At 65.0% G+C, this 25165-nt stretch carries 22 protein-coding genes; 16 read left to right on the top strand and 6 right to left on the bottom strand.

What is annotated here, in order from left to right; all coding sequences use genetic code 11:
• Positions 1-131: 131 nt before the first annotated feature.
• The 5 genes from rarD to VC352_RS06580 form a co-directional block, all read right to left on the bottom strand.
• Positions 132-1025 carry an EamA family transporter RarD gene (gene rarD / locus VC352_RS06600; RefSeq protein ID WP_322978785.1) on the bottom strand — a complete coding sequence of 298 codons (894 nt, stop codon included), beginning with the start codon at positions 1023-1025 and terminating at the stop codon, positions 132-134.
• 94 nt (positions 1026-1119) lie between these two features.
• Entirely contained in the window at positions 1120-2094 is a 975-nt protein-coding gene (locus tag VC352_RS06595) for a serine/threonine protein kinase (RefSeq protein ID WP_322978784.1), read from the bottom strand.
• A 111-nt stretch (positions 2095-2205) separates the two neighbouring features.
• Positions 2206-2970, bottom strand: coding sequence for a TOBE domain-containing protein (locus VC352_RS06590; protein ID WP_322978783.1), 765 nt, complete (start codon positions 2968-2970; stop codon positions 2206-2208).
• Between the two features lie 64 nt (positions 2971-3034).
• Complete coding sequence (locus VC352_RS06585) at positions 3035-3772, bottom strand: ComF family protein (RefSeq protein ID WP_322978782.1); 738 nt, start codon at positions 3770-3772, stop codon at positions 3035-3037.
• Positions 3773-3957: 185 nt separating this feature from the next.
• Entirely contained in the window at positions 3958-4251 is a 294-nt protein-coding gene (locus tag VC352_RS06580; RefSeq protein WP_322978781.1) for a hypothetical protein, read from the bottom strand.
• Positions 4252-4445: 194 nt separating this feature from the next.
• Between VC352_RS06580 and bioB the strand changes: the two genes are divergently transcribed.
• The 11 genes from bioB (at position 4446) to VC352_RS06525 (ending at position 17427) form a co-directional block, all read left to right on the top strand.
• Positions 4446-5504 carry a biotin synthase BioB gene (gene bioB / locus VC352_RS06575; protein WP_322978780.1) on the top strand — a complete coding sequence of 353 codons (1059 nt, stop codon included), beginning with the start codon at positions 4446-4448 and terminating at the stop codon, positions 5502-5504.
• A gap of 105 nt (positions 5505-5609) precedes the next feature.
• Positions 5610-6779: an 8-amino-7-oxononanoate synthase gene (gene bioF / locus VC352_RS06570; RefSeq protein ID WP_322978779.1), complete on the top strand. Its 1170-nt coding sequence runs from the start codon at positions 5610-5612 to the stop codon at positions 6777-6779.
• Entirely contained in the window at positions 6772-7482 is a 711-nt protein-coding gene (locus tag VC352_RS06565) for an alpha/beta fold hydrolase (protein WP_322978778.1), read from the top strand. Before bioF ends, VC352_RS06565 begins: the two co-directional genes overlap by 8 nt.
• Positions 7475-8293 (top strand): malonyl-ACP O-methyltransferase BioC, encoded by an 819-nt coding sequence (gene bioC / locus VC352_RS06560; protein ID WP_322978777.1) that lies wholly within the window; start codon positions 7475-7477, stop codon positions 8291-8293. The genes VC352_RS06565 and bioC overlap by 8 nt, the downstream gene beginning before the upstream one ends.
• Positions 8294-8317: 24 nt before the next feature.
• A complete protein-coding gene (gene bioD, locus VC352_RS06555) occupies positions 8318-9004 on the top strand; it encodes a dethiobiotin synthase (RefSeq protein ID WP_322978776.1) in 687 nt (228 codons plus the stop codon).
• Between the two features lie 98 nt (positions 9005-9102).
• The gene (locus VC352_RS06550; protein ID WP_322978775.1) at positions 9103-9411 is read left to right on the top strand and encodes a hypothetical protein; all 309 of its coding nucleotides are present in this window, start codon (positions 9103-9105) and stop codon (positions 9409-9411) included.
• Between the two features lie 54 nt (positions 9412-9465).
• A complete protein-coding gene (locus VC352_RS06545) occupies positions 9466-10191 on the top strand; it encodes a putative metalloprotease CJM1_0395 family protein (RefSeq protein WP_322978774.1) in 726 nt (241 codons plus the stop codon).
• A 158-nt stretch (positions 10192-10349) separates the two neighbouring features.
• Positions 10350-12155, top strand: coding sequence for a phenylacyl-CoA dehydrogenase (locus tag VC352_RS06540; protein WP_322978773.1), 1806 nt, complete (start codon positions 10350-10352; stop codon positions 12153-12155).
• A gap of 115 nt (positions 12156-12270) precedes the next feature.
• Complete coding sequence (locus VC352_RS06535) at positions 12271-13590, top strand: GGDEF domain-containing protein (protein WP_416340102.1); 1320 nt, start codon at positions 12271-12273, stop codon at positions 13588-13590.
• Between the two features lie 104 nt (positions 13591-13694).
• Positions 13695-15485, top strand: coding sequence for an acyl-CoA dehydrogenase C-terminal domain-containing protein (locus VC352_RS06530; protein WP_322978772.1), 1791 nt, complete (start codon positions 13695-13697; stop codon positions 15483-15485).
• A gap of 163 nt (positions 15486-15648) precedes the next feature.
• Positions 15649-17427 (top strand): acyl-CoA dehydrogenase C-terminal domain-containing protein, encoded by a 1779-nt coding sequence (locus VC352_RS06525; protein ID WP_322978771.1) that lies wholly within the window; start codon positions 15649-15651, stop codon positions 17425-17427.
• A gap of 52 nt (positions 17428-17479) precedes the next feature.
• Here VC352_RS06525 and VC352_RS06520 read toward each other — a convergent pair whose 3' ends face one another.
• The gene (locus VC352_RS06520) at positions 17480-18073 is read right to left on the bottom strand and encodes a HutD family protein (protein ID WP_322978770.1); all 594 of its coding nucleotides are present in this window, start codon (positions 18071-18073) and stop codon (positions 17480-17482) included.
• A 226-nt stretch (positions 18074-18299) separates the two neighbouring features.
• Here VC352_RS06520 and hutI point away from each other — a divergent pair, with 226 nt between their 5' ends.
• The 5 genes from hutI (at position 18300) to hutH (ending at position 25097) form a co-directional block, all read left to right on the top strand.
• Positions 18300-19517, top strand: a complete 1218-nt coding sequence (hutI, locus tag VC352_RS06515) for an imidazolonepropionase (RefSeq protein WP_322978769.1) — start codon at positions 18300-18302, stop codon at positions 19515-19517.
• Positions 19507-20442, top strand: a complete 936-nt coding sequence (hutG, locus tag VC352_RS06510) for a formimidoylglutamase (RefSeq protein WP_322978768.1) — start codon at positions 19507-19509, stop codon at positions 20440-20442. The genes hutI and hutG overlap by 11 nt, the downstream gene beginning before the upstream one ends.
• 80 nt (positions 20443-20522) lie before the next feature.
• Entirely contained in the window at positions 20523-21848 is a 1326-nt protein-coding gene (locus VC352_RS06505; protein ID WP_322978767.1) for a YjiH family protein, read from the top strand.
• Between the two features lie 38 nt (positions 21849-21886).
• A complete protein-coding gene (hutU, locus tag VC352_RS06500; RefSeq protein WP_322978766.1) occupies positions 21887-23548 on the top strand; it encodes a urocanate hydratase in 1662 nt (553 codons plus the stop codon).
• 13 nt (positions 23549-23561) lie between these two features.
• On the top strand, positions 23562-25097 hold the full coding sequence (hutH, locus tag VC352_RS06495) for a histidine ammonia-lyase (protein WP_322978765.1): 1536 nt from the start codon (positions 23562-23564) through the stop codon (positions 25095-25097).
• Positions 25098-25165 lie beyond the last annotated feature (68 nt).

Genomic DNA, 25165 nt, shown 5'->3' with positions numbered 1-25165 from the left:
GCCAGCAGGATCAATGGCTTGTGCACAAATGCCGGGGATGGATCTGTGGATAAGCCGGGGGCAGAGTGCGCCGCACCAGAGCTGGCGCGGCTTGCCGGAGATTGAGTGTTTTCTCGCCAGTGGCGGGCGTTTCAGGCTGCCTTGCGCCCGCGCAGGCTTAGCCAGATGTCCAGGCTGTAGACCACCAGGCCCGCCCAGATGCAGACGAAGGCCATCAGCTTGGCAGGGTCGAAATGCTCGTTGAAAAGGAAGATCGCCTGCAGCATCACCAGCGTCGGTGCGATGTACTGCAGAAAGCCCAGAGTGGTGTAGGGCAGATGACGCGCGGCCGCGTTGAAGCACACCAGCGGCACCAGGGTGATTGGCCCGGCTGCGGCCAGTAGCAGCCACTGCCAACTGCTCCAGAACGCGGCCTGATTGCTCATCGCCGCAGGGTGCAGCGCCAGCCAGGCCAGGGCGATCGGTAGCAATAGCCAGGTTTCCACCACCAGGCCGGGCAGGGCGGCGACCGGAGCCTTCTTGCGGATCAGCCCATAGAAACCGAAGGTCAGCGCCAGCACCAGCGAGACCCAGGGCAGGCTGCCCACTTGCCACACCTGCTGCGCCACGCCCAATGCCGCCAGACCCACCGCCAGCCATTGCAGACGGCGCAGACGCTCACCGAGGATCAGCAGGCCGAGCAGGACGTTGACCAGCGGGTTGATGTAGTAACCCAGGCTGGCCTCGAGCATGCGGTCGTTGTTCACCGCCCATACGTAGACCAGCCAGTTGCTGGCGATCAGCAGGCCGCAGCCAGCCAGTACCAGCAGGCGAGCAGGGTTGTCACGCAGTTCACGCCACCAGCCCGGATGCTTCCAGACCGCCAGCAGCGCGGCGCCGAACAGCGCCGACCAGAGGGCGCGATGGACGATGATCTCCAGCGCCGGGATGGCCTGGATGGCTTTGAAGTAGATGGGGAACAGGCCCCAGATGATGTAGGCGGTCAGGCCGAGCAGATACCCGCGTTGCGGGTTGGCGGCGGTCATGGTGCATCCTTGGACGGGCAGGTTGAGTGCGCCATTCTAGTGCGCGTGCAAACGCTTGTCTGGCGCCCGGCATGTCAGCCGTCATGGCGACCATTCAGAACAGCCGCAAGGGCTCCTCATCCAGTGCTGCTGTCTGTTCACGCAGGGCGAGAATCTGGTCGCCCCAGTAGCGCTCACCGGCAAACCAGGGGAAGGCCAGGGGGAAGGCCGGGTCGTCCCAGCGTTTGGCGATCCAGGCGCTGTGGTGCATCAGGCGCAGGGCGCGCAAGCCTTCGATCAGCGGCAGTTCGCGGGCGGCGAAATCGTGGAACTCCTGATAACCGTCCACCAGCTCGGCGATCTGGCCGAGACGTTCGTGGCGCTCGCCGGCCAGCATCATCCACAGATCCTGCACCGCCGGGCCCATGCGGCAATCGTCGAGGTCGACGATATGGAAGGCGTCGTCACGGCACAGCAGGTTACCGGGGTGGCAGTCGCCGTGCAGGCGGATCGGCTGGTAGCGCACGCGGGCGAACAGATCATCGAGGCGGGCGAGCAGGTCACGTGCCACCGATTCGTAAGCCGGCAGCAGGCTGCGTGGCACGAAGCCGCCGTCGAGCAGTGTGGCCAAGGCAGCATGGCCGAAGTTATCCACTGCCAGGTGTTCACGGTGTACGAAGGGTCGGCTGGCGCCCACTGCATGCAGGCGACCGAGCAACTGGCCGAGGCGATACAACTGGTCGAGGTTGCCTGGCTCGGGCGCGCGGCCGCCACGACGTGGGAACAGGGCGAAGCGGAAGCCGCCATGTTCGAACAGCGTCTCGCCGTCGCGTGTCATGGGCGCTACCACCGGGACTTCCTGGTCGGCCAGCTCCAGGCTGAAGGCATGTTCCTCGCGGATCGCCGCATCGCTCCAGCGATCCGGGCGGTAGAACTTGGCGATCAGCGGCGTTTCCCCCTCGATGCCCACCTGGTAGACGCGGTTCTCGTAGCTGTTGAGCGCCAGCACACGGGCGTCGCTGAGGTAGCCCAGGCTCTCCACGGCGTCGAGGACAAGATCCGGGGTTAGGGTGGAAAAGGGATGGCTCATGAGCGGCTCCGTATGGCTGGGCGCACAGTGTACCCGGCGAATGATCTTGCCGTAGGGCGGGTGCAACCCGCCGCCGAAATCACCAGCAGCTATTGGCGGGGGGCACCCGCCCTACAGTTGCGTGCCCAGTAGCACCTGGCTGGCGGCGAACTGCGCACTCACCGACGAGCCTTCCTCCAGTTGCATGCGCTGCAAGTGCTCGGCGTTGGTTAGTGCACACAGCGTCTGGCCGTTGGGCAGGGCGATACGCACTTCGCATGGGCCGTCGCTGGCTGGCAGGATTTGTTCGATCAGCCCGGTCAGGCAGTTATCGAAAACTGTGCTGGCAGACGAGGCAGGGTGTAGTTCCAGCCAGCCAGCCTTGATCAGCGCCACCACGCTGCTGCCAATGGCCAGTTGCAGGCGCTCGGTACTGTCACGGGTGATCTGCGCCTGCAGGCGTGCGCCGCCCGGCAGCTCGAGGGTGATCAGGTCATTGTGGCCTTGAGCGGCGATGGCGCAGACGCGTCCGGCCAGCTGATTGCGAGCGCTGGTGCGCAGCATCAGGCGCCCCAACAGTTGCAGATCGGCGTCATCCTCGACGGCTTGCAACAGCTGCGCCTGCAGGGCTTGTACGCGTTGGTGCAGGGCCAGCAGGCGGGCGCCAGCTTGAGTCAGACTCGCGCCACCACCGCCCTTGCCGCCGACATTGCGGCTGACCAGCGGTTGTTCGGCCAGGTTGTTCAGCTCGTCGATGGCGTCCCAGGCGGCCTTGTAGCTCAGCCCGGCGGCCTTGGCCGCACGCGTGATCGAGCCCAGCGTGGCGATCTGCTCCAGCAACGCCAGGCGTTGCGGGCGGCGGCTGAGCATCTGGGCGATCGGGTCGAGCTGGGACATGGCGAGGCGCTTTGGCAGAAGTGCAGGGAGCACAAGCATAACCAATCGCTGCAGCCCGAGGGCGTCAGCCTCCCGGTGGCGGTGTGCGTGCCAGGCAGTAGACATCCACGCGCGCCGCGCCGGCTTGTAGCAGCAGGCGGGCGAGCATATTGGCGGTGGCACCGGTGGTCAGCACGTCGTCCACCAGCGCCAGGTGAAGGCCCTCGACCCGCTCGGCGGCATTGACCACGAAGGCCTGACGCAGGTTGCGCTTGCGTGTGGCAGCGTCCAGCCCCTGCTGGGCTGGCGTGTCCAGGGTGCGCGATAGCCAATCGTCAGGGACGGGAATCTGCAAGGCGCGGCTCAGCCAGCCGGCGAGCATGCGCGCCTGGTTGAAGCCTCGCTGGCGTTCGCGGCGACGTGCCAAGGGCACCGCCAGCAACGCCTGTGGCCGTGGCAAACCTTCGTCGTAGGCGTGCAGCAGGTGTTCGGCCAGCAACTCGCCGAGCAGGCGACCGAAGGGCCACTGCGCCTGGTGCTTGAAGCGGGTTATCAGGCTGTCGACCGGAAAGGCATAGCGCCAGGGCGCCTCGACGCGGGCGAAGGCCGGTGGCTTTTTCTGACAGGCGCCGCAGATCATGCCGGGTGCGGGCAGCGGCAGTGCGCAGACCTGGCAATGCGCGCCGAGCCAGGGCAGCTCGGCCTCGCAGGCCGTGCAGATGTCATGCCGCGGATGGTCGGTGGTTTCGTCGCACAGCTGGCAATGACGGCGTAGCCTCAGCCAGGCGGGGCGTTGCAGGGGGAGTGGTCGCAGCAGGGCCATGCTCGCTCGTCCTTGAGTCTACGAACCTGTTCACGATCTGCTGCGCGTCGGCCATGCTGCGTTGAAACCAGCCTCAAAATGCTCATTTACAACTCGTAAACTGCGCTTTTTCGCCTGGTTTCGCCTTGCCTGGCTCTAGCTCGCGAGATCGTGAACAGGCTCTAAGCCCTCAGCCTAGTCGCGCATCAGCGGATCAGCCAGCCCATCACCACCAGCCCCAGCAGCAGCCAGATCACTCCGCCGAAGATGGAGCGGCGCAGCAGGGCGCGTACGCCGTTGTAGAGAAACAGCAGGCCGATGATCAGCAGGATGATGCTGAAGATCGAACTGTCCATGCCGATGGCGCTGGCCAGGCCGTGGAGAAAATCGTCGACTGCATCCGCTACCGCGCCCAGCGCCCCGGAGAGCAGGTCGACGATGAATCGGATCATTTGCCCCAGCGCATGGCCGAGTCCCTCGAAGAAACCTTCTACCCGCATGTCGCGCATCCTGTTTTGGCGTTGCTCATTGGGCCTTGTGCCATCGTGGAAGTTCGATTGGTCGATAAATGATCATTTGTAAACCTGTGTTGTTTTTCTGGTTGACAGCATTCCTTGGGCTCCTATGATGGCCGAAGCCTGAACGCCCGCCCGGGCACCATGACAGACGCCGCCAAGCGTCGAAGGACTCCTCCATGAGCGCAACCGCCACCTTCTCTACTCGTCACGACTGGACGCTCGCCGAGGTGCGTGCCCTGTTCGAGCAGCCGTTCAATGACCTGCTGTTCCAGGCGCAGACCGTGCACCGTCAGCACTTCGACCCGAACCGCGTGCAGGTCTCGACACTGCTGTCGATCAAGACCGGCGCCTGCCCGGAAGACTGCAAGTATTGCCCGCAGTCCGGCCACTACAACACCGGCCTGGACAAGGAAAAGCTGATGGAGGTGCAGAAGGTGCTGGAGGCGGCCGCCGAGGCCAAGGCCATCGGCTCCACGCGCTTCTGCATGGGCGCGGCGTGGAAGCACCCGTCGGCCAAGGACATGCCCTACGTGCTGGAAATGGTCAAAGGCGTGAAGAAACTCGGCCTGGAGACCTGCATGACCCTCGGTCGCCTCGATCAGGAGCAGACCCAGGCGCTGGCCGAAGCAGGGTTGGACTACTACAACCACAACCTCGACACCTCGCCGGAGTTCTACGGCAACATCATCACCACCCGCACCTACGGCGAGCGCCTGCAGACCCTGGCCTACGTGCGCGAGGCGGGGATGAAGATCTGTTCCGGCGGCATCCTAGGCATGGGCGAATCGGTGGATGATCGCGCCGGGCTGCTGATCCAACTGGCCAACCTGCCGGAACACCCGGAATCGGTGCCGATCAACATGCTGGTCAAGGTCAAGGGCACGCCGCTGGCCGAGGAGAAGGACGTCGACCCGTTCGACTTCATTCGCACCCTGGCCGTGGCGCGGATCATGATGCCGAAATCCCACGTGCGCCTATCCGCTGGCCGCGAGGCGATGAACGAGCAGATGCAGGCCCTGGCCTTCATGGCTGGCGCCAATTCGATATTCTATGGCGAGAAGCTGCTGACCACTGCCAACCCGCAGGCGGACAAGGACATGGCCCTGTTCAAGCGCCTCGGCATCAAGCCGGAAGAGCGCGAGGAGCACGCCGACGAAGTGCACCAGGCGGCCATCGAGCAGGCGCTGGTCGAGCAGCGCGATTCCCAGCTGTTCTACAACGCCGCTTCGGCTTGATATCCCTTGGTGGATCGATGAAGCGCCATCCACCCTGCGCCGCTTGATGTGAGGCGTAGGGTGGATAACCCGCTTGTGCTTATCCACCGATCTCCGGTGCCCTCCATGCCTTTCGACCTTGCCACTCGCCTCGCCGAACGCCAGGCTGCCGATCTTTTCCGCCTGCGGCCCTTGCTGGACAGCCCGCAAGGGCCGCAGGTGCAGGTCGGCGGTCGGCGTCTGCTGGCCTTCTGTTCCAACGACTACCTCGGCCTGGCCAATCACCCGGACGTCATCGCTGCGCTGCAGCAGGGTGCGGAAAAATGGGGTGTTGGTGGTGGCGCCTCGCATCTGGTGATCGGTCACAGCACGCCGCACCACGAACTGGAAGAAGCCCTGGCCGAGTTCACCGGGCGCCCGCGTGCTCTGCTGTTTTCCACCGGCTACATGGCCAACCTGGCTGCCGTCACGGCGCTGGTCGGGCAGGGCGACAGCGTGCTGCAGGATCGTCTCAACCATGCCTCGCTGCTCGACGCCGGTCTGCTGTCCAGCGCGCGTTTCTCGCGTTATCAGCACAACGATGCGGTCAGCCTGGCCAATCGTCTGCGCAAGGCCCGGGGTAACTGCCTGGTGGTCACCGATGGCGTGTTCAGCATGGACGGCGACCTGGCCGACCTGCCGGCGCTGTGCGCCGAAGCACGTGCCCGAGAGGCCTGGGTGATGGTCGATGACGCTCACGGTTTCGGCACGCTGGGCGCCGCTGGCGGCGGCATCGTCGAGCATTTCGGCCTGGGCCTGGATGATGTGCAGGTGCTGGTCGGCACCCTAGGCAAGGCCTTCGGCACGGCGGGCGCCTTCGTGGCCGGCAGCGAGGACATGATCGAAACCCTGATCCAGTTCGCCCGCCCTTACATCTACACCACCAGCCAGCCACCGGCGGTAGCCTGCGCCACTCTGAAAAGCCTGGAGCTGCTGCGCAGCGAATCTTGGCGTCGCGAGCATCTGGCGCGCCTGGTCAGTCGATTCCGCCAGGGCGCCGCAGAGATCGGCCTGAGCCTGATGGACAGCTTCACCCCGATCCAGCCGATTCTGGTCGGTGACAGCGCTCGCGCGCTGAAACTTTCCGCACTCTTGCGCGAGCGCGGCTTGCTGGTTGGTGCCATCCGTCCACCGACCGTGCCAGCCGGCAGTGCGCGCCTGCGCGTGACCCTCTCGGCCGCGCATAGCGACGGGCAGCTCGAACTGTTGCTCGAAGCGCTCGCCGAATGCTGGCCGCAGGTGTGCAGCGATGACTGAGCGGTTGATCCTGCTACCGGGCTGGGGCCTGGATAGCGCTGTGCTACACCCCCTGGCTGAGGCGCTGGACGGCGAAGTGCATGCCTTGCCGGCCTTGACCTCGGTGAACCCGCAGGACTGGCTGGATGAGCTGGATGCCCGTTTGCCGCGTGACTGCTGGCTGGCCGGCTGGTCGTTGGGCGGCATGCTCGCCAGCGCGCTGGCGGCGCGCCGGGGGGCGAGCTGCCTGGGGCTGATCAGTCTGGCGAGCAACGCCTGTTTCGTCGCCCGGCCGGGCTGGTCGACGGCGATGCCGCAGGCCACGTTCGAGGCGTTCTACCAAGGGTGCGAGCAGCAGCCCGAGGTCACGCGCAAGCGCTTCGCCATGCTCTGCGCGCAGGGCGGGGAAGATGCCCGCAGCCTGTCGCGCCAGTTGCAGGGCCATACGCTGGTCGCTGACCAGGCGCAGTTGCTGGCCGGGCTGGCGATATTGTCGAGGCTGGATAACCGCGCTGCCCTGGCGAGCTATGCCGGGCCGCAGCTGCATCTGCTGGCTGATGGCGATGCGCTGGTACCGGCCGCCGTGGCTGACGAGCTGCTGGCGCTGCTGCCGCGTGGCGAGGTGGCGCTGCTCGACGGCTGCAGCCATGCCTTCGTGCTGGAGCAAGCGCAGCTGCTGGCGACGTTGATGCGCGAATTCATGCGTGAGGCTGGCGATGACTGAACGAGCGATCGAGGCGGAACTCCAGCAAGCCGGCCTGCCGGACAAGCGCCAGGTGGCTGCGTCCTTTTCCCGTGCGGCGGCAAGCTACGACGCCGTCGCCGAGTTGCAGCGCCGCGTCGGTACGCAATTGCTGAAGCGACTGCCGCCCGTGCTGGCGCCACAGCGCTGGGTCGACCTGGGCAGTGGCACTGGCTATTTCACCCGGCTGCTGAGCGAGCGTTTCAGCGCAGGCGAGGGGCTTGCCGTCGACATCGCCGAAGGCATGCTGCGGCACGCCCGGCCGCAGGCTGGCGCGAGGCATTTCATCGCCGGGGACGCCGAAGCACTGCCGCTGCAGAGCGCATGCGTCGATCTGCTGTTTTCCAGCCTGGCCGTGCAGTGGTGTGGCGACCTGGCTCGTGTACTGGGCGAGGCCGCGCGGGTGCTGCGTCCGGGCGGCACGTTGGCCTTCTGCAGCCTGTGCGTCGGCACCCTGCAGGAATTGCGCGACAGTTGGCAGGCCGTCGATGGCTTCGTCCACGTCAATCGCTTCCGTCATTTCGAGGACTACCAGCGCCTGTGCGCGGCCAGCGAACTGCAGGTACTGAGCTTGCAGCGCGAGGCGCAGGTGCTGCATTTCCCCGATCTGCGCAGCCTGACCCGTTCGCTCAAGGACATCGGCGCGCACAACCTCAACCCCGGGCGCCCCGATGGGCTCACCGGCCGCGCGCGCATCGCCGCGTTGCTGGCCGCCTATGAGCGCCATCGCGATGCAGACGGCCTGCCGGCCACCTATCAGGTGGTCTATGGCGTCTTGCGCAAGCCTCGTTGAACTGCTTCTGAGGAGAGTCGCTGCATGCCTCACGCCTATTTCGTCACGGGTACCGATACCGAGATCGGCAAGACCACCATCGCTGCCGGCCTGCTGCATGCGGCCCGGCGCGCGGGGCTGAGTACGGCGGCGGCCAAGCCGGTGGCGTCCGGCTGCGTCACCACGGCCGAGGGACTGCGCAACGACGATGCGCTGGCGCTGCTCGGCCAATGTTCGCTGCCGCTGCGTTATGACGAGGTCAACCCGCTGGCCTTCGCGCCGGCCATCGCGCCGCACCTGGCCGCGCGTGAGGCAGGTGTGCGGCTCGATGTTGCCAGCCTGCAGCAGGCGGTGGGTGTGGTTTTGGCGCGCGGGGCCGACTTCACCCTGGTGGAAGGCGCGGGTGGCTGGCGGGTGCCATTGAGTGGCCATGAAACGCTGTCTGACTTACCCGTGGCGCTGAACCTACCGGTGATTCTGGTGGTGGGTGTGCGCCTGGGCTGCATCAACCACGCCGTGCTCAGCGCCGAAGCCATTGCCCGCGACGGCCTGCGCTTGGCCGGCTGGGTCGCCAACGTGGTCGATGCGCAGACCTCGCGCCTCAACGACAACCTCGCCACGCTCACCGAGCGCCTGCCGGCACCCTGCCTGGGAAGGGTGCCTCGCTTGCAACAGGCCACGCCGGCAGCAGTCGCCGAACATCTGAATCTCGAGACACTGTTCGCATCGTAATAAGCGGTGACCCGAGCATAGCCATTTGCCTGTACATTTTTTAGGCATCTTCTGCTTCAATAGCTGCCATTGGTTTTGAAATCCGCGAGGGCGGTTACATGCAAATCACTCCCAGCGCATTCAGCTCCGGTCTGAGTGGTATTCAGACCGGCCAACGTCGTGTCGATCAGGCTGCCTTCGAGATTGCCGGCAGCGGGCTGCCTCAGGCTCAGACGACCAATCAGGCCAATCAGAACAACGCGCAGAACCAGGTCAACCCAAGCCCGCAGAGTGCCGATCCGAACAGCCCGGATCTGACCGAGAGCCTGGTCGCCCTGCGTGTCGGTGAAAACGAAGTGCGCGCCAACTCCCGCGTGGTCGACACGGCCGACGAAGTATTGGGCACCCTGATCGATACCCGCGCCTGACGCCGACGGCCCGTCGCCTCGGCCTGGCCGCCTTCTTGCGGGGAGGCGACACCTATGCAAATTGGCAGCAGCTCGCTTTACCCCTCCTTCTCTCCGATCAATGCGTCGGCTCGCCCTCTCTCAACCGACGTTTCCCCTGATCTCGCTCGTTCCGACCTAGCCCCGGCCACCGCGCCCCAGGCAGCACCGCGTGATGCGTCGACATCGTCGCGTGAGCCGGATGGCCAGGCCGAAGGCTCGTCCACTTCCCGCGACAAGAGCCAGCAGCAACTGCGCCAGGAGCAGCTCGAAATTTCCGAGCTGAGCCAGCGTGACCGCGAGGTGCGCGCCCACGAACAGGCGCACGCTGCAGTCGGTGGTCAGCATGCCGGCGCCCCGACCTACAGCTTCAAGCGCGGGCCTGATGGGCAGCGCTATGCCGTGTCCGGTGAGGTGGGTATCGATGTCAGCGCCGTGCCCAACGACCCCGAGGCGACCTTGCAGAAAATGGAGATCGTCCAGCGTGCCGCGTTGGCGCCGGCCGAACCTTCGGCGCAAGACCTGAGTGTGGCCGCCACGGCCCAGGCGCAAGCGGCGCAGGCCAGGGTCGAGCTGGCGCAGATGCGGGCTGAGGAGCAGGCCCTGGGCGCCGGCAAGGACGCGGCCGCGACGGATGAAGACGATCAGGCCGCCACCGGCAGCGATCCTCAGCAGGCATCCGCCCCGCCACCTAATCTTGATATCTATCGCCGTATTGGCGACTTGCAGGAGCCGATGTCACGCGTCGACCAGGTGGCTTAGTCCAGCGCTTGACAAGGAATGGGCGTAAACGTATGTTTCAAACGCCTGTTTGATTGCCTGCCCCTGACGCCATGGCCAGGCAGCCGGGATCGATCCCGCAGAGACCGCATTTCCGGTCACCCTGACAACTTAGGACACCACCGCAGAGGTTATTCGCTATGCCTGACTACAAGGCCCCCTTGCGTGACATTCGTTTCGTTCGTGACGAGCTGCTGGGCTATGAAGCTCACTACCAGAGCCTGCCAGGTTGTCAGGACGCCACTCCGGACATGGTTGACGCCATCCTCGAAGAAGGCGCCAAGTTCTGTGAGCAGGTGTTGGCACCGCTGAACCGTGTGGGTGATACCGAGGGCTGCACCTGGAGCGAATCCGGAGTGAAGACCCCGACCGGCTTCAAAGAGGCCTACCAACAGTTCGTCGAAGGCGGCTGGCCGAGCCTGGCTCATGACGTCGAGCATGGCGGTCAGGGCCTGCCGGAATCCCTTGGCCTGGCCATCAGCGAGATGGTCGGTTCGGCTAACTGGTCGTGGGGCATGTACCCAGGCCTGTCTCACGGTGCGATGAACACCATTTCCGCCCACGGCACTGCCGAGCAGCAGCATGTCTACCTGACCAAGCTGGTCTCCGGTGAGTGGACTGGCACCATGTGCCTGACCGAGCCGCATTGCGGCACCGATCTGGGCATGCTGCGCACCAAGGCCGAGCCGCAGGCCGACGGTACCTACAAGGTCACCGGCACCAAGATCTTCATCTCCGCTGGCGAGCACGACATGGCCGACAACATCGTCCATATCGTACTGGCCCGCCTGCCCGATGCGCCGGCCGGTACCAAGGGTATCTCGCTGTTCATCGTGCCGAAGTTCCTGCCCAACGCCGAAGGTGGCGTAGGCGAGCGCAACGCCGTGTCCTGTGGCTCCATCGAGCACAAGATGGGCATTCACGGTAACGCCACCTGCGTGATGAACTTCGACGGCGCTACCGGCTTCCTGATCGGCCCTGCCAACAAGGGCCTGAACTGCATGTTCACCTTCATGAATACCGCTCGCCTGGGTACCGCGCTGCAAGGCTTGGCCCACGCCGAAGTCGGGTTCCAGGGGGGCATCAAGTACGCTCGCGAGCGTCTGCAGATGCGTTCGCTGACCGGCCCGAAAGAGCCGGAAAAAGCCGCTGACCCGATCATCGTGCATCCGGATGTACGCCGTATGCTGCTGACCATGAAGGCGTTCGCCGAAGGCAACCGCGCCATGGTCTATTTCACCGCCAAGCAGGTGGACATCGTTCAGCACAGTCAGGACGAAGAAGAGAAGAAGGCTGCAGACGAACTGCTGGCTTTCCTCACGCCGATCGCCAAGGCTTTCATGACCGAAGTGGGCTTCGAGTCCGCTTCCCATGGCATGCAGATCTACGGTGGCCACGGCTTCATCAGCGAGTGGGGCATGGAGCAGAACCTGCGCGACTGCCGCATCTCCATGATGTACGAAGGCACCACCGGCGTTCAGGCACTCGACCTGCTGGGCCGCAAGGTGTTGATGACTCAGGGCGGCGCCCTGAAGAACTTCACCAAGATCGTGCACAAGTTCTGCCAGGCCAACGAAGGCAACGAGTCCGTCAAGGAATTCGTCGAGCCGCTGGCCAAGCTGAACAAGGAGTGGGGCGACGTCACCATGAAGATCGGCATGGCGGCGATGAAGGATCGCGAGGAAGTCGGTGCCGCTTCGGTGGATTACCTGATGTACTCCGGCTACGCCTGCCTGGCTTACTTCTGGGCTGACATGGCGCGCCTGGCTGCCGAGAAGCTGGCTGCCGGTACTGAAGACGAAGCGTTCTACAAGGCCAAGCTGCAGACCGCTCGCTTCTACTTCGCACGCATCCTGCCGCGTACCCGCACACATGTCGAAGCCATGCTCTCGGGTGCCAGCAATCTGATGGACATGAACGAAGAGCACTTCGCGCTCGGCTTCTAAGTCCTGATAGGTTGAACCGCAACGCCGCCCCTTGGGGCGGCGTTGTCGTTTTTATGCTGCGCACTGAAGCGAATGTCGCATCCGGTCGCTGTTTTCCTGTAGCGAAGCAGGCAGAATGCCTTCACTTCTCGTTCGGGATGCCGCCTTGATACGTCTGGCCAGCCTGCGTCTCAGTCACTTCTTCTCGTCGCTGCCGTTTCTGGTCGGCGCCGTAGCGGCTGCCCGGCTTCCGGGGCTGAGCGAGTTCTTCGTTTCCCTGTTCAATGTGTTGCCGACCCTGTTGTTGCTGCTCGGTGGCGCCTTCTGCCTGGTCTACGGCCGGCAGCGCGAAGTATTCCTGCTGCTGGTTGTCTATGTTGGTTATTTCCTGCTGGATATTCAGGTCGATCACTTCCGTGACAATGGTCAGGTGCGTGAGGATGCGGCGCTGGTCTTCCACCTGATCTGTCTGTTGCTGCCCTTGCTCTATGCCCTCTACGGTTGCTGGGAAGAGCGCTCGCATCTGCTGCAGGACATCTTCGCCCGTGCCCTGGTGCTGCTGGCGGTTGGCGCAGTGGCTTTAGGGCTTGCGCGCCGCTACCCGCAGGGGATCGCCGAATGGCTGGCGCAGATTCATTGGCCATCGCTGCACGCGCCCTGGATGAGCCTCGCGCAACTGGCCTATCTGGTCTTCCTGATCGCCTTCATTGCCCTGCTGGTGCAGTACCTGCGCCGTCCACGGCCATTGCATGCGGCGCAACTGGTTGGGCTGATCGGTCTGTTTTGGATGTTGCCGCAGGTCTTCATTCTGGCAAACGCCCTGCAGGTGGTGAGCAGCATGGTCATGCTCATGCTGGTCGCAGCGGTGGCGCACGAGGCCTATCAGATGGCTTTCCGTGACGAGTTGACCGGCCTGCCCGGACGGCGTGCATTGAACGAGCGCCTGCAGCGGCTGGGGCGCGATTATGTGATCGCCATGGTCGATGTCGACCATTTCAAGAAATTCAACGACACCCACGGCCATGATGTCGGCGACCAGGTGCTGCGCCTAGTCGCCAGCCAGTTGCGCAAGGTCGGTGGTGGCGGCAAGGCCTATCGCTATGGCGGTGAGGAATTCACCCTGCTATTCCCCGGCAAGAGCCTGGAGCAATGCCTGCCGCATATGGAGGCGGTACGCCTGGCCATCGAGCACTACCGCATGCAGTTGCGTGACAAGCACAGCCGCCCGCGCGATGACCGTGAGGGCAAGCAGCGCCGTGCCGGCAAGACCGCGAGCGAGGTGTCGGTGACCGTGAGCATGGGCGTGGCCCAGCGCCAGGCCGAGCAGCGCACGCCGCAGGAGGTGATCAAGGCGGCGGACAAGGCGCTCTACAGCGCCAAGGCCGCCGGGCGCAACTGCATCCGCAGCGCGGGGCATCGCAGGGGCGCGGTGAAGGTTTCTACCCCGGTCGACTGACCCGGCTTATGGCGCCGCATTCAGGCGACCAACGATCATTGTTGCGGGCCCGTTCGCGGCAGTAGCGTGGGGTGACCTGACCGCTATCCGAACGGAGATCGAACATGCCCGAGTACAAGGCCCCGCTGCGCGACATGCGCTTTCTGATCGACGATGTCTTCGCTTTTCCTGCTCACTACGAAGCCTTGGGTGCCAGTGATGCCAGCCCCGATATGGTTACCGCGATCCTCGAGGAGGGCGCCAAGTTCTGCGAGCAGGTGCTGTCGCCCCTCAACCGCAGCGGTGACGAAGAGGGCTGCCATTTCGACAGCGGCGTGGTGACCGCGCCCAAGGGCTTCAAGGAAGCCTTTGCCCAATACGCCGAGGGTGGCTGGATGGGCCTGGCGGCCGATCCGACCTATGGCGGTCAGGGCCTGCCTGCATCGCTCGGGCTGGTGTTCAGCGAGATGGTCGGCTCGGCCAATCTGTCCTGGGGCATGTATCCGGGGCTGACCCACGGTGCCATGTCGGCCATCCATGCGCATGGTAGCGAGGAGCAGAAACAGACCTACCTCACCCGTCTCACCGAGGGGCGCTGGACCGGCACCATGTGCCTGACCGAGCCGCATTGCGGCACCGACCTTGGCATCATCAAGACCCGCGCCGTACCGCAGGCCGATGGCAGTTATGCGATCTCCGGAACGAAGATCTTCATCTCCGCCGGCGAGCACGACATGAGCGAGAACATCGTCCACCTGGTGCTGGCCAAGCTGCCCGATGCACCGGCTGGTACCAAGGGTATCTCGCTGTTCATCGTGCCCAAGTTCATGCCCGAAGGGGACGGCGTTGGTTCGCGTAATGCGGTGAGCTGCGGCTCCATCGAGCACAAGATGGGCATCAAGGCCTCGGCGACCTGCGTGATCAACTTCGACGGCGCCACCGGTTACCTGATCGGCGAAGCCAACAAGGGCCTGGCCTGCATGTTCACCATGATGAACCACGCGCGTCTCGGCACCGGCATGCAGGGCCTCTGCCTGGGCGAGACCAGTTACCAGGGCGCCTTGCGCTATGCCCGTGAACGCCTGCAGATGCGCGCGCTGACCGGCCCCAAGGCGCCGGACAAGGCCGCCGATCCGATCATCGTGCACCCTGACGTGCGCCGCATGCTGCTGACCATGAAGGCCTTCAACGAGGGTAACCGCGCGCTGGCCTACTTCACTGCGCAACTGATCGATGTCGCCCACCACGCCGAGACGGCCGAAGCGCGCCAGGACGCCGAGAACCTGCTGGCCTTCCTCACACCGATCTGCAAGGCTTTCATGACCGAGACCGGCCTGGAGGCCACCAACCACGGCATGCAGGTATTCGGCGGGCACGGCTACATTCGCGAATGGGGCATGGAGCAACTGGTGCGTGATTGCCGTATCGCGCTCATCTACGAGGGCACCAACGGCATCCAGGCGCTCGACCTGCTCGGGCGCAAGGTACTGGGCAGCCAGGGCAAGCTGCTGCTCGGCTTCACTCGGCAGGTGCACAAGTTCTGCGAAGCACAGGCGGCGCATCCGCAACTGGCCGCACAGGTGGCCCAGTTGGCGGCGCTGAACAAGCAGTGGGGCGAACTGACCCAGCAGATCGGCATGGCCGCGATGAAGAACCCGGATGAAGTGGGGGCGGCGTCCGTCGATTACATGATGTATTCGGGTTACGTCACGCTGGCCTACCTCTGGTTGCGCATGGCGGTCGTGGCCCAGGAGAAAGTGGCAGCGGGCGAGGACGATGGCTTCCACCAGGCCAAGCTGGCCACCTGCGCCTTCTACTTCCAGCGCATCCTGCCGCGCACCGAGGCGCATCGTCAGGCTATCGGCGCTGGCAGTGCCAGCACCATGCAATTGCCGGAGGCCTACTTCGCCTTCTGACCAATGGTCATGGTCGATCGGCCCGCCATCTGGCGGGCCTTTTCATTTCAGGCACCTATAAACTCAATGTGGATATATGGTCACAACACGACCCTATGTGTCTGAAAAGTTGTTGGATTAAACTCGACCTCCTATCGTCAGTCCGTTTTCCCGAGGATGTGTCATGGCCGATTACAAAGCCCCCCTGCGCGACATGCGCTTCGTGCTCAATGAAGTATTCGAAGTCTCCAAGCTGTGGGCCGAGCTGCCGGCCCTGGCCGAAGTGGTGGATGAAGACACCGCCAACGCCATTCTCGAAGAGGCCGGCAAGGTTACGGCCGGCAGCATCGCTCCGCTGAACCGTAGCGGTGACGAAGAAGGTTGCTCCTGGGAAGGCGGTGTGGTGAAAACCCCGACCGGCTTCCCCGAGGCCTACCGCACCTACGCCGAAGGTGGCTGGGTCGGTGTCGGTGGCGCGCCGGAGTTCGGCGGCATGGGCATGCCCAAGGTGATCGGCGCCCAGGTCGAGGAGATGGTCAACTCGGCCAGCCTGTCCTTCGGCCTGTACCCGATGCTCACCTCCGGCGCCTGCCTGTCGATCCTCAATCACGCCAGCGAAGAGCTGAAGCAGCAGTACCTGCCGAACATGTACGCCGGCATTTGGGCAGGCTCCATGTGCTTGACCGAGCCGCACGCCGGTACCGACCTGGGCATCATCCGCACCAAGGCCGAACCGCAGGCCGATGGCAGCTACAAGATTTCCGGCACCAAGATTTTCATCACCGGCGGTGAGCACGACCTGACCGAGAACATCATCCACCTGGTGCTGGCCAAGCTGCCGGACGCACCGGCGGGCCCGAAAGGCATCTCGCTGTTCCTGGTGCCGAAGGTCATGGTCAATACCGACGGCTTGCTGGGTGAGAAGAACGCCCTGGGCTGCGGCTCCATCGAGCACAAGATGGGCATCAAGGCTTCGGCCACCTGTGTGATGAACTTCGACGGCGCCACCGGCTACCTGATCGGCGAAGTGAACAAGGGCCTTGCCGCGATGTTCACCATGATGAACTACGAGCGCCTGGGCGTCGGCATTCAGGGGCTGTCCCTCGGTGAGCGCAGCTACCAGAGCGCCATCGAATACGCCCGCGAGCGTATCCAGAGCCGCGCGCCGACCGGCCCGGTGGCCAAGGACAAAGCCGCTGACCCGATCATCGTGCACCCAGACGTGCGCCGCATGCTGCTGACCATGAAGGCGCTGAACGAGGGCGGTCGTGCCTTCTCCAGCTACGTCGCCATGCAGCTCGATACCGCCAAATACAGCGAGGACAAGGCCACCGCCCAGCGCGCCGACGAACTGGTCGCCCTGCTGACCCCGGTGGCCAAGGCCTTCCTCACCGACATGGCGCTGGAAACCACCGTGCATGGCCAGCAGATCTTCGGCGGCCACGGCTTCATCCGCGAGTGGGGCCAGGAGCAGCTTGTCCGGGATTGTCGCATCACCCAGATCTACGAAGGCACCAACGGCATTCAGTCGCTGGATCTGGTCGGGCGCAAGATCGTCGGTAGCGGTGGCAGCTACTACAAGCACTTCGCCGACGAGATCAAAGCCTTCGTCGCCTCGGCCGATGCCTCGCTGGCCGAGTTCACCCAGCCGCTGGCGGCTGCCGTGGAGAACCTCGACGCGCTGACGGCCTGGGTGCTGGATAACGCCAAGCGTAATCCCAACGAAATCGGCGCCGCTTCGGTCGAGTACCTGCAGGCCTTCGGCTACACCGCCTATGCCTACATGTGGGCCTTGATGGCACGTGCTGCGCTGGGCAAGGAAGCGCAGGAGGAGTTCTACGCCAGCAAGCTCGGCACTGCACGTTTCTACTTCGCTCGCCTGCTGCCGCGTATTCACTCGCTGAGCGCATCGGTCAAGGCCGGTAGCGAGTCGCTGTATCTGCTGGACGCTGCGCAGTTCTGATTACGCTGCCGCGCACAAATGAGCCCCGGCCCGCGCGCCGGGGCTTTTTATTTCAGCGTGCGCACGGGTTCAGCCAGGCCACGTAGAGCAGGGCGGGGCGTTGTGCGTGCAGGTGCAATTGGCCGGGTTCGTTCTCGATCAGCAGGCCATTGCCCGCCGCTAACGGGTGCATCGCGCCGCCAGCATTCACGTCGACTTCGCTCTGGTCCGCATTCCACAGCAGCATCACCGCCGCATCGTTCTCCAGCCTTCGGGTTCCCTGCCATTTCAGCACCTGCACCTGATGCGTCCAGAGGCCTCGTCGGGTCATCAGGTTGAGGTCGGTGATCGGGCCGCCCAGCAATTGCGCGTCGATTGCCTCTTCGCCTGCAAAAGCCGCTATGGCGCCACCGCTGTACAACGTTTCGCTCCGGCCATCCTCTCGTTGCAGGCACAAGCCGTTGCCGGCGAGTACGGCCAGGCTGCGGTCAATGCCTGGGAAGCTGGAAAAGGCACCGTCCACCGCCACCTGAGCGCTGCTGATGCGCCAGGCGAAATCTTCCAGGCCCGCGCCCGCTGGCGAGATGGCCAGCTGCAGCGTCGTACCGCCGCCGTTCTTCCAGGGCATGGCAAGGGCCAGTGTGGGATCGAGCAGGCTAAAAGGCATGGACTCTCCAAATGTATATACATAATGAGTAATGCGACCAACGGTTTAGATCACGGCGCGGCTATCCGTGGCTTTTGATAGAGGCTTTCAGCAGGCTGATAGGCTTTATGCATAGACAGCTGGCGTTTCGATAAGGGTCTTTATCATTGGATCTTACGGATGGTCACGGCTTGACGCCGATTCGATCCGCTCATATTGTATATACAAATTGAGCCGGGAGAATCCCATGCCGATGCAATCCACCTCAAAACAGCTATGGCGCGATGTGCAGGTCTTCGATGGCCTGGCGCAGTTGGACGAGGCGATGAACGTGCTGGTCGAAGACGGTTGCATTGCCGGCCTGTGGCCGTCGCGCACCTTCGATGAGACCCTGGCGCAAGGCGCAGTCGAAGCCGGGCGTGGCGGCGTGATGACTCCGGGACTGGTCGATTGCCACACCCACCTGGTGTACGCCGGTGATCGTGCCGGTGAATTCGAGCAGCGCCTGGAAGGCGTCAGCTACGAAACCATCGCCCGCAACGGCGGTGGCATTCTCAGCAGTGTGCGCGCCACCCGTGCGGCCAGCGAAGACGAGCTGATCGCCGCCAGCCTGCCGCGTCTCGATGCGCTGCTGGCCGATGGCGTGACCACGCTGGAGATCAAGTCCGGCTACGGGCTGACCGTTGCCGACGAACTGAAGATGCTGCGCGTGGCCCGTCGCCTTGGCGAACTGCGCCCGGTGCGCGTGCTGACCACGCTGCTCGGCGCTCATGCCCTGCCGCCGGAATATGCCGGGCGTGCCGACGACTACGTTAGTCTGGTCTGCGACGAGATGATCCCGGCAACTGCTCGTGAAGGCCTGGCCGATGCGGTGGACGTGTTCTGCGAAGGCATCGGCTTTTCCCCGGCGCAGTGCGAACGCATCTATCAGGCAGCCCAGGCCTACGGCCTGGCGATCAAGGCCCATGCCGAGCAGCTCTCCAATCTGGGTGGCAGCGCCCTGGCCGCACGCTACGGCGCGCTGTCCGCCGACCATATCGAATACCTCGACGAGGCCGGCGTGCGCGCCATGGCCGAGGCCGGCACGGTCGCCGTGTTGCTGCCTGGCGCCTTCCATGTGCTGCGCGAAACCCAGTTGCCGCCCATCGAACTGCTGCGTCAGTACTGCGTGCCGATGGCGGTGGCCAGCGACGCCAACCCCGGCACCTCGCCGATCTGGATGCCGACACTGATGGCCAACCTGGCCTGCACCCTGTTTCGCCTCACCCCGCGCGAAGCCCTGGCCGGCATGACCGCCCACGGCGCCCGCGCCCTCGGCCTGCCTGAGCTCGGTCGCATTGCCGTCGGCGCGCCGGCGGATCTGTGCCTGTGGGATATCCAGCAACCGGCCGAATTGGCCTACGCGGTGCAGGCCGGGCGCCTGCGCCAGCGTGTGTTCAACGGAGCCATTACCTATGCTCGCTGATCGTCACAGCATGGCCGCCTGGAGCGGTCGAATCGACCCGGAAACCGACAGCGCGCGCTGGCATCAGCGCATCCAGGCACTGGCGGAAGACAGCCAGCCGGGCCTGGCCCTGCTCGGCTTCGCCTGCGACGAAGGCGTGCGCCGCAACCATGGCCGTGTCGGCGCCGCCGCTGCGCCGCAAAGCGTGCGCAAGGCCTTGGCCAACCTGGCCTGGCACCGCCAGGCACCGGCCTATGACGCCGGTGACGTCACCTGCGAGGACGGCGACCTGGACGCGGCCCAGGCGCGCCTCGGCCAAAACGTCTGCGCACTGCTGGACGCCGGCCATCTGCCGCTGGTGATTGGCGGCGGTCACGAAGTGGCGTTCGGCAGTTGGTCGGGCCTGGCCGAGCACCTGTCCGGCAACCCCGCTCCCAAGATCGGTATCGTCAATTTCGACGCCCATTTCGACCTGCGCGACTCAGCCCATGTGCATTCCTCCGGCACGCCCTTCGCGCAGATCGCCGAGCAGTGCGCCGCACGCGACTGGCCGTTCCGCTACGCCTGCCTCGGCGTCAGCCGCGCCAGCAACACCCGCGCGCTATTCGCCCGTGCCACCGAGCTGAATGTGCTGGTGCGCGAGGATCATGAGATTCGCGAGTCGACCCTCGATGCCATCGGCGCCGAGCTGGACGCCTTCGCTGCCGAGTGCGACGCGCTCTACCTGACCATCGATATCGACGTGCTGCCGGCTTGCGAAGCGCCAGGCGTCAGCGCACCAGCCGCTCGTGGTGTGCGCCTGGAACTGCTGGAGCCGCTGCTCGAACGGCTCAAGGCCGGCGGCAAGCTGCGCCTGGCCGACCTGGCCGAGATCAACCCCGAATACGACATCGACAACCGCACCGCCAAGGTGGCGGCGCGACTGATTCATCTGCTCAGCCTCTGAGCCCGACACCTTCTCGCACAACAACAATTACGAGGAAACCCCGATGTTCATCACCGCCCGCCGCGGCCAGGAGCCGCGTCATGTCTGAGTCCCTGTCCTTGAGCGGCGGCGTATCGCGCCCGCGCGCCCTGGCGCGCCTGCTGGGTTACAGCCTGATCGGCCTGCTGCTGTTCTTCGTGCCGTTCGAGATCGCCGGGCGCTCGACCATCCTGCTCGACCACGCGGCCAGTGCCCTGCAAGTACACGCGCGGCCACTGGTGATCGGCGTGGCGCTGCTGTTCATGCTCTACGGCGCGCTGGCGCCCTGGCTCAACGGCAGTTGGCGCAGGAGCCTGACCCATACGGTATTCAGTGTGCTCAAGGTGTTCGGCCTGCTGATCGGCGCCGCCTACCTGTTGCAGCTCGGCCCGCAGGCTTTGTACCAGCCGGACATGCTGCCATTCCTGTTCGAGAAGCTGGTGCTCAGCCTGGCGCTAATCGTGCCGCTGGGTTCGCTGGCGCTGGTATTTCTGATCGGCTTCGGCCTGCTGGAGCTGATCGGTGTGCTGATGCAGCCGGTGATGCGGCCGATCTGGCGCACGCCGGGCAAGTCGGCCATCGACGCCGTGGCGTCCTTCGTCGGCAGCTACTCGGTGGGCCTGTTGATCACCGACCGCATGTACCAGCAGGGCCATTACAGCGTGCGCGAAGCGGCGATCATCGCCACCGGGTTCTCCACCGTGTCGGCGCCGTTCATGGTGATCATCGCCAAGACCCTGGGCCTGATGGGCCAGTGGAACCTGTATTTCTGGGGCGCCATGGCGGTGACCTTCGCCGTCACCGCGATCAGCGCACGTATCTACCCGCTGTCGCGCCTGCCGTCCGAGTCCACGCCCGAGGCGCAGCTGCAACCCGGTGAAAGCCGCCTGGGCAGCGCCTGGCGTGCCGGCATACAGCAGGCCAGCGTGGCGCCCTCGCTGGGCTCGGCGCTGCGCGAAACATTCGTCGATGGCCTGCGCATGACCGCGGCCATCCTGCCGAGCATTCTCGCCGTTGGCCTGCTCGGCTTGCTCGCCGCCAAGTACACGCCGCTGTTCGACACCCTCGGCATGCTGCTCTACCCGCTGACCTGGCTGTTCGGCCTGGACGAGCCGATGCAGGTGGCCCGCGCCATGTCCGCCGGCCTGGCCGAGATGTTCCTGCCGGCGATGCTGCTCAAGGACGCCGACGTGCTGGTGAAGTTCGTCACCGCCATCGTCTCGGTCAGCAGCGTGCTGTTTCTCTCCGCCTCGATTCCCTGCGTGCTGGCCACGCGAATTCCGCTGAGCCTGGGCCACCTGCTGCTGATCTGGCTGCAGCGCACCCTGCTCAGCCTGCTGCTGGCCATCCCCCTGGCCTACCTCGCCCAATTTCTGGGTTGGCTCTGACCGCCCACCACTGACCCGTTCCCACAGGAGCCCGCAACATGACCAAGTTCCGCGACACCGAAATCCGCGCCCCGCGCGGCACCACGCTCACCGCCAAGAGCTGGCTGACCGAAGCGCCGCTGCGCATGCTGATGAACAACCTCGACCCGGACGTGGCCGAGAACCCCAAGGAACTGGTGGTGTACGGTGGCATCGGCCGGGCCGCGCGCAACTGGGAGTGCTACGACAAAATCGTCGAGAGCCTGACCAACCTGAACGACGACGAAACCCTGCTGGTACAGTCCGGCAAGCCAGTCGGCGTGTTCAAGACCCATAGCAACGCGCCGCGCGTGCTGATCGCCAACTCCAACTTGGTGCCGCACTGGGCGAGTTGGGAGCACTTCAACGAGCTGGATGCCAAAGGTCTTGCCATGTACGGCCAGATGACCGCAGGTAGCTGGATCTACATCGGCAGCCAGGGCATCGTTCAGGGCACTTATGAAACCTTCGTCGAAGCCGGTCGCCAGCACTACGGCGGCAACCTCAAGGGCCGCTGGGTGCTGACCGCCGGTCTCGGCGGCATGGGCGGTGCCCAGCCGCTGGCCGCCACCCTGGCCGGCGCCTGCTCGCTGAACATCGAATGCCAGCAGAGCAGCATCGATTTCCGCCTGCGCAGCCGCTACGTCGACGAGCAGGCCACTGATCTGGACGACGCCCTGGCGCGCATCGCCAAATATTGCGCAGAAGGCAAGGCCATCTCCGTCGCCCTGCTGGGCAACGCCGCCGAGATCCTGCCGGAACTGGTACGCCGTGGCGTGCGCCCGGATATGGTCACCGACCAGACCAGCGCCCACGACCCGCTCAACGGCTACCTGCCGATCGGCTGGAGCTGGGCCGAGTACAAGGATCGTGCAGCCACCGATCCGGCTGGTGTGGTCAAGGCCGCCAAGCAGTCCATGGCCGTGCATGTGCAGGCCATGCTCGACTTCCAGAAGATGGGCGTGCCGACCTTCGACTACGGCAACAACATCCGCCAGATGGCCAAGGAAGAGGGCGTGAGCAATGCCTTCGACTTCCCCGGCTTCGTTCCGGCCTATATCCGCCCACTGTTCTGCCGCGGCATCGGCCCGTTCCGCTGGGCCGCGCTGTCCGGCAACCCCGAGGACATCTACAAGACCGACACCAAGGTCAAGGAACTGATCCCTGACGACGCCCACCTGCACCGCTGGCTGGACATGGCCCGTGAGCGCATCAGCTTCCAGGGCCTGCCAGCGCGTATCTGCTGGGTCGGTCTGGGCCAGCGCGCCAAGCTCGGCCTGGCCTTCAACGAGATGGTGCGCTCGGGTGAGCTGAGCGCGCCGGTGGTGATCGGCCGCGACCACCTGGATAGCGGCTCGGTGTCGAGCCCCAACCGCGAGACCGAAGCGATGCAGGACGGCTCCGATGCCGTATCCGACTGGCCGCTGCTCAACGCATTGCTGAATACCGCCAGCGGCGCCACCTGGGTGTCGCTGCACCACGGTGGTGGCGTGGGCATGGGCTTCTCCCAGCATTCGGGTATGGTCATCGTCTGCGATGGCACCGACGAAGCCGCCGCGCGCATTGCCCGCGTGCTGACCAACGACCCGGGCACCGGCGTGATGCGTCACGCCGACGCCGGTTACCAGATCGCCATCGATTGTGCCCGTGAGCAGGGTTTGAACCTGCCGATGATCGGCTGAGGAAAGAGATTCCATGAATACGCTTAACCTGAAACCCGGCCACCTGACCCTGGCCGACCTGCGCGCCGCCTACCAGGCGCCCGTGCACCTGACCCTGGACGCCAGCGCCCACCAGGCCATCGACGCCAGCGTCGCCTGCGTCAATCAGATCATCGCCGAGGGCCGCACCGCCTACGGCATCAATACCGGTTTCGGCCTGCTGGCTTCGACCCGCATCGCCAACGACGACCTGGAAAAGCTGCAGCGCTCGCTGGTGTTGTCGCATGCCGCCGGCATCGGCGAGCCGCTGGACGACGCCATGGTGCGCCTGATCATGCTGCTGAAGATCAACAGCCTGGCACGTGGTTTCTCCGGCATTCGCCGCCCGGTGATCGAGGCGCTGATCGCCCTGGTCAACGCCGAGGTCTACCCGCATATTCCGCTGAAAGGCTCGGTCGGCGCGTCCGGTGACCTGGCGCCGCTGGCGCATATGTCGCTGGTGCTGCTCGGCGAAAGCCAGGCACGTCACAACGGCCAGTGGCTGCCAGCCAGCGAGGCGCTGGCCATCGCCGGTCTGGAGCCGATGACCCTGGCTGCCAAGGAGGGCCTGGCGCTGCTCAACGGCACCCAGGTGTCCACCGCCTACGCGCTGCGCGGTCTGTTCGAAGGTGAAGACCTGTACGCCGCCGCCAGCGTCTGCGGCGCGCTCAGCGTCGAGGCGCTGCTCGGTTCGCGTTCGCCTTTCGATGCGCGCATCCATGCCGCCCGTGGCCAACGCGGGCAGATCGACGCGGCGGCTGCCTTCCGCCATCTGCTCGGCGACAGCAGCGAGATTGGCAGCTCCCACGCCGCTTGCGACAAGGTGCAGGATCCGTACTCGCTGCGCTGCCAGCCGCAGGTCATGGGCGCCTGCCTGACCCAGCTGCGCCAGGCCGCTGAGGTGCTGGCCGTTGAGGCCAACGCAGTGTCGGACAACCCGCTGGTGTTCGCCGCCGAAGGCGAAGTGATTTCCGGGGGCAACTTCCACGCTGAACCGGTGGCCATGGCCGCCGACAACATCGCCCTGGCCATCGCCGAGATTGGCTCGCTGTCCGAGCGCCGTATCTCGCTGATGATGGACAAGCACATGTCGCAACTGCCGCCGTTCCTGGTGGCCAACGGCGGTGTCAACTCCGGCTTCATGATCGCCCAGGTCACTGCTGCGGCCCTGGCCAGCGACAACAAGGCATTGGCCCACCCGCACAGCGTCGACAGCCTGCCGACTTCGGCCAACCAGGAAGACCACGTGTCCATGGCGCCGAACGCCGGCAAACGCCTGTGGGATATGGCCGAGAACACCCGTGGCATCCTCGCCGTGGAATGGCTTGGGGCCTGCCAGGGTCTGGACTTCCGCGAAGGCCTGAAGAGCACGCCAGCGTTGGAACAGGCCCGCCAGGCGCTGCGCGCCAAGGTGCCGTATTACGTTGAGGATCGCTTCTTCGCCCCGGACATCGCCGCCGCTGACGCGCTGCTGGCCGAGCGCGTGCTGACGCCGCTGCTGCCGGCCGGCATGTTGCCGTCGGTGGGGTGAGTCGCGCAGAAATGTAGGGCGTGCTCGGCTTTGGCATCCTGCGTCGCCCTACCTCCTGCATCCATGCA

This window comes from Pseudomonas sp. C11 (assembly GCF_034683865.1).
In the GTDB taxonomy this organism is placed as follows: domain Bacteria; phylum Pseudomonadota; class Gammaproteobacteria; order Pseudomonadales; family Pseudomonadaceae; genus Aquipseudomonas.
The sequence above is the reverse complement of the archived record's forward strand: the minus strand, read 5'-3'. Positions and strand labels throughout refer to the sequence as shown.

Coding starts and splice junctions, on each gene's coding strand:
- rarD (WP_322978785.1), bottom strand. CDS start 1,025: ATGACCGCCGCCAACCCGCAACGCGGGTATCTGCTCGGCCTGACCGCC.
- VC352_RS06595 (WP_322978784.1), bottom strand. CDS start 2,094: ATGAGCCATCCCTTTTCCACCCTAACCCCGGATCTTGTCCTCGACGCC.
- VC352_RS06590 (WP_322978783.1), bottom strand. CDS start 2,970: ATGTCCCAGCTCGACCCGATCGCCCAGATGCTCAGCCGCCGCCCGCAA.
- VC352_RS06585 (WP_322978782.1), bottom strand. CDS start 3,772: ATGGCCCTGCTGCGACCACTCCCCCTGCAACGCCCCGCCTGGCTGAGG.
- VC352_RS06580 (WP_322978781.1), bottom strand. CDS start 4,251: ATGCGGGTAGAAGGTTTCTTCGAGGGACTCGGCCATGCGCTGGGGCAA.
- bioB (WP_322978780.1), top strand. CDS start 4,446: ATGAGCGCAACCGCCACCTTCTCTACTCGTCACGACTGGACGCTCGCC.
- bioF (WP_322978779.1), top strand. CDS start 5,610: ATGCCTTTCGACCTTGCCACTCGCCTCGCCGAACGCCAGGCTGCCGAT.
- VC352_RS06565 (WP_322978778.1), top strand. CDS start 6,772: ATGACTGAGCGGTTGATCCTGCTACCGGGCTGGGGCCTGGATAGCGCT.
- bioC (WP_322978777.1), top strand. CDS start 7,475: ATGACTGAACGAGCGATCGAGGCGGAACTCCAGCAAGCCGGCCTGCCG.
- bioD (WP_322978776.1), top strand. CDS start 8,318: ATGCCTCACGCCTATTTCGTCACGGGTACCGATACCGAGATCGGCAAG.
- VC352_RS06550 (WP_322978775.1), top strand. CDS start 9,103: ATGCAAATCACTCCCAGCGCATTCAGCTCCGGTCTGAGTGGTATTCAG.
- VC352_RS06545 (WP_322978774.1), top strand. CDS start 9,466: ATGCAAATTGGCAGCAGCTCGCTTTACCCCTCCTTCTCTCCGATCAAT.
- VC352_RS06540 (WP_322978773.1), top strand. CDS start 10,350: ATGCCTGACTACAAGGCCCCCTTGCGTGACATTCGTTTCGTTCGTGAC.
- VC352_RS06535 (WP_416340102.1), top strand. CDS start 12,271: ATGCCTTCACTTCTCGTTCGGGATGCCGCCTTGATACGTCTGGCCAGC.
- VC352_RS06530 (WP_322978772.1), top strand. CDS start 13,695: ATGCCCGAGTACAAGGCCCCGCTGCGCGACATGCGCTTTCTGATCGAC.
- VC352_RS06525 (WP_322978771.1), top strand. CDS start 15,649: ATGGCCGATTACAAAGCCCCCCTGCGCGACATGCGCTTCGTGCTCAAT.
- VC352_RS06520 (WP_322978770.1), bottom strand. CDS start 18,073: ATGCCTTTTAGCCTGCTCGATCCCACACTGGCCCTTGCCATGCCCTGG.
- hutI (WP_322978769.1), top strand. CDS start 18,300: ATGCCGATGCAATCCACCTCAAAACAGCTATGGCGCGATGTGCAGGTC.
- hutG (WP_322978768.1), top strand. CDS start 19,507: ATGCTCGCTGATCGTCACAGCATGGCCGCCTGGAGCGGTCGAATCGAC.
- VC352_RS06505 (WP_322978767.1), top strand. CDS start 20,523: ATGTCTGAGTCCCTGTCCTTGAGCGGCGGCGTATCGCGCCCGCGCGCC.
- hutU (WP_322978766.1), top strand. CDS start 21,887: ATGACCAAGTTCCGCGACACCGAAATCCGCGCCCCGCGCGGCACCACG.
- hutH (WP_322978765.1), top strand. CDS start 23,562: ATGAATACGCTTAACCTGAAACCCGGCCACCTGACCCTGGCCGACCTG.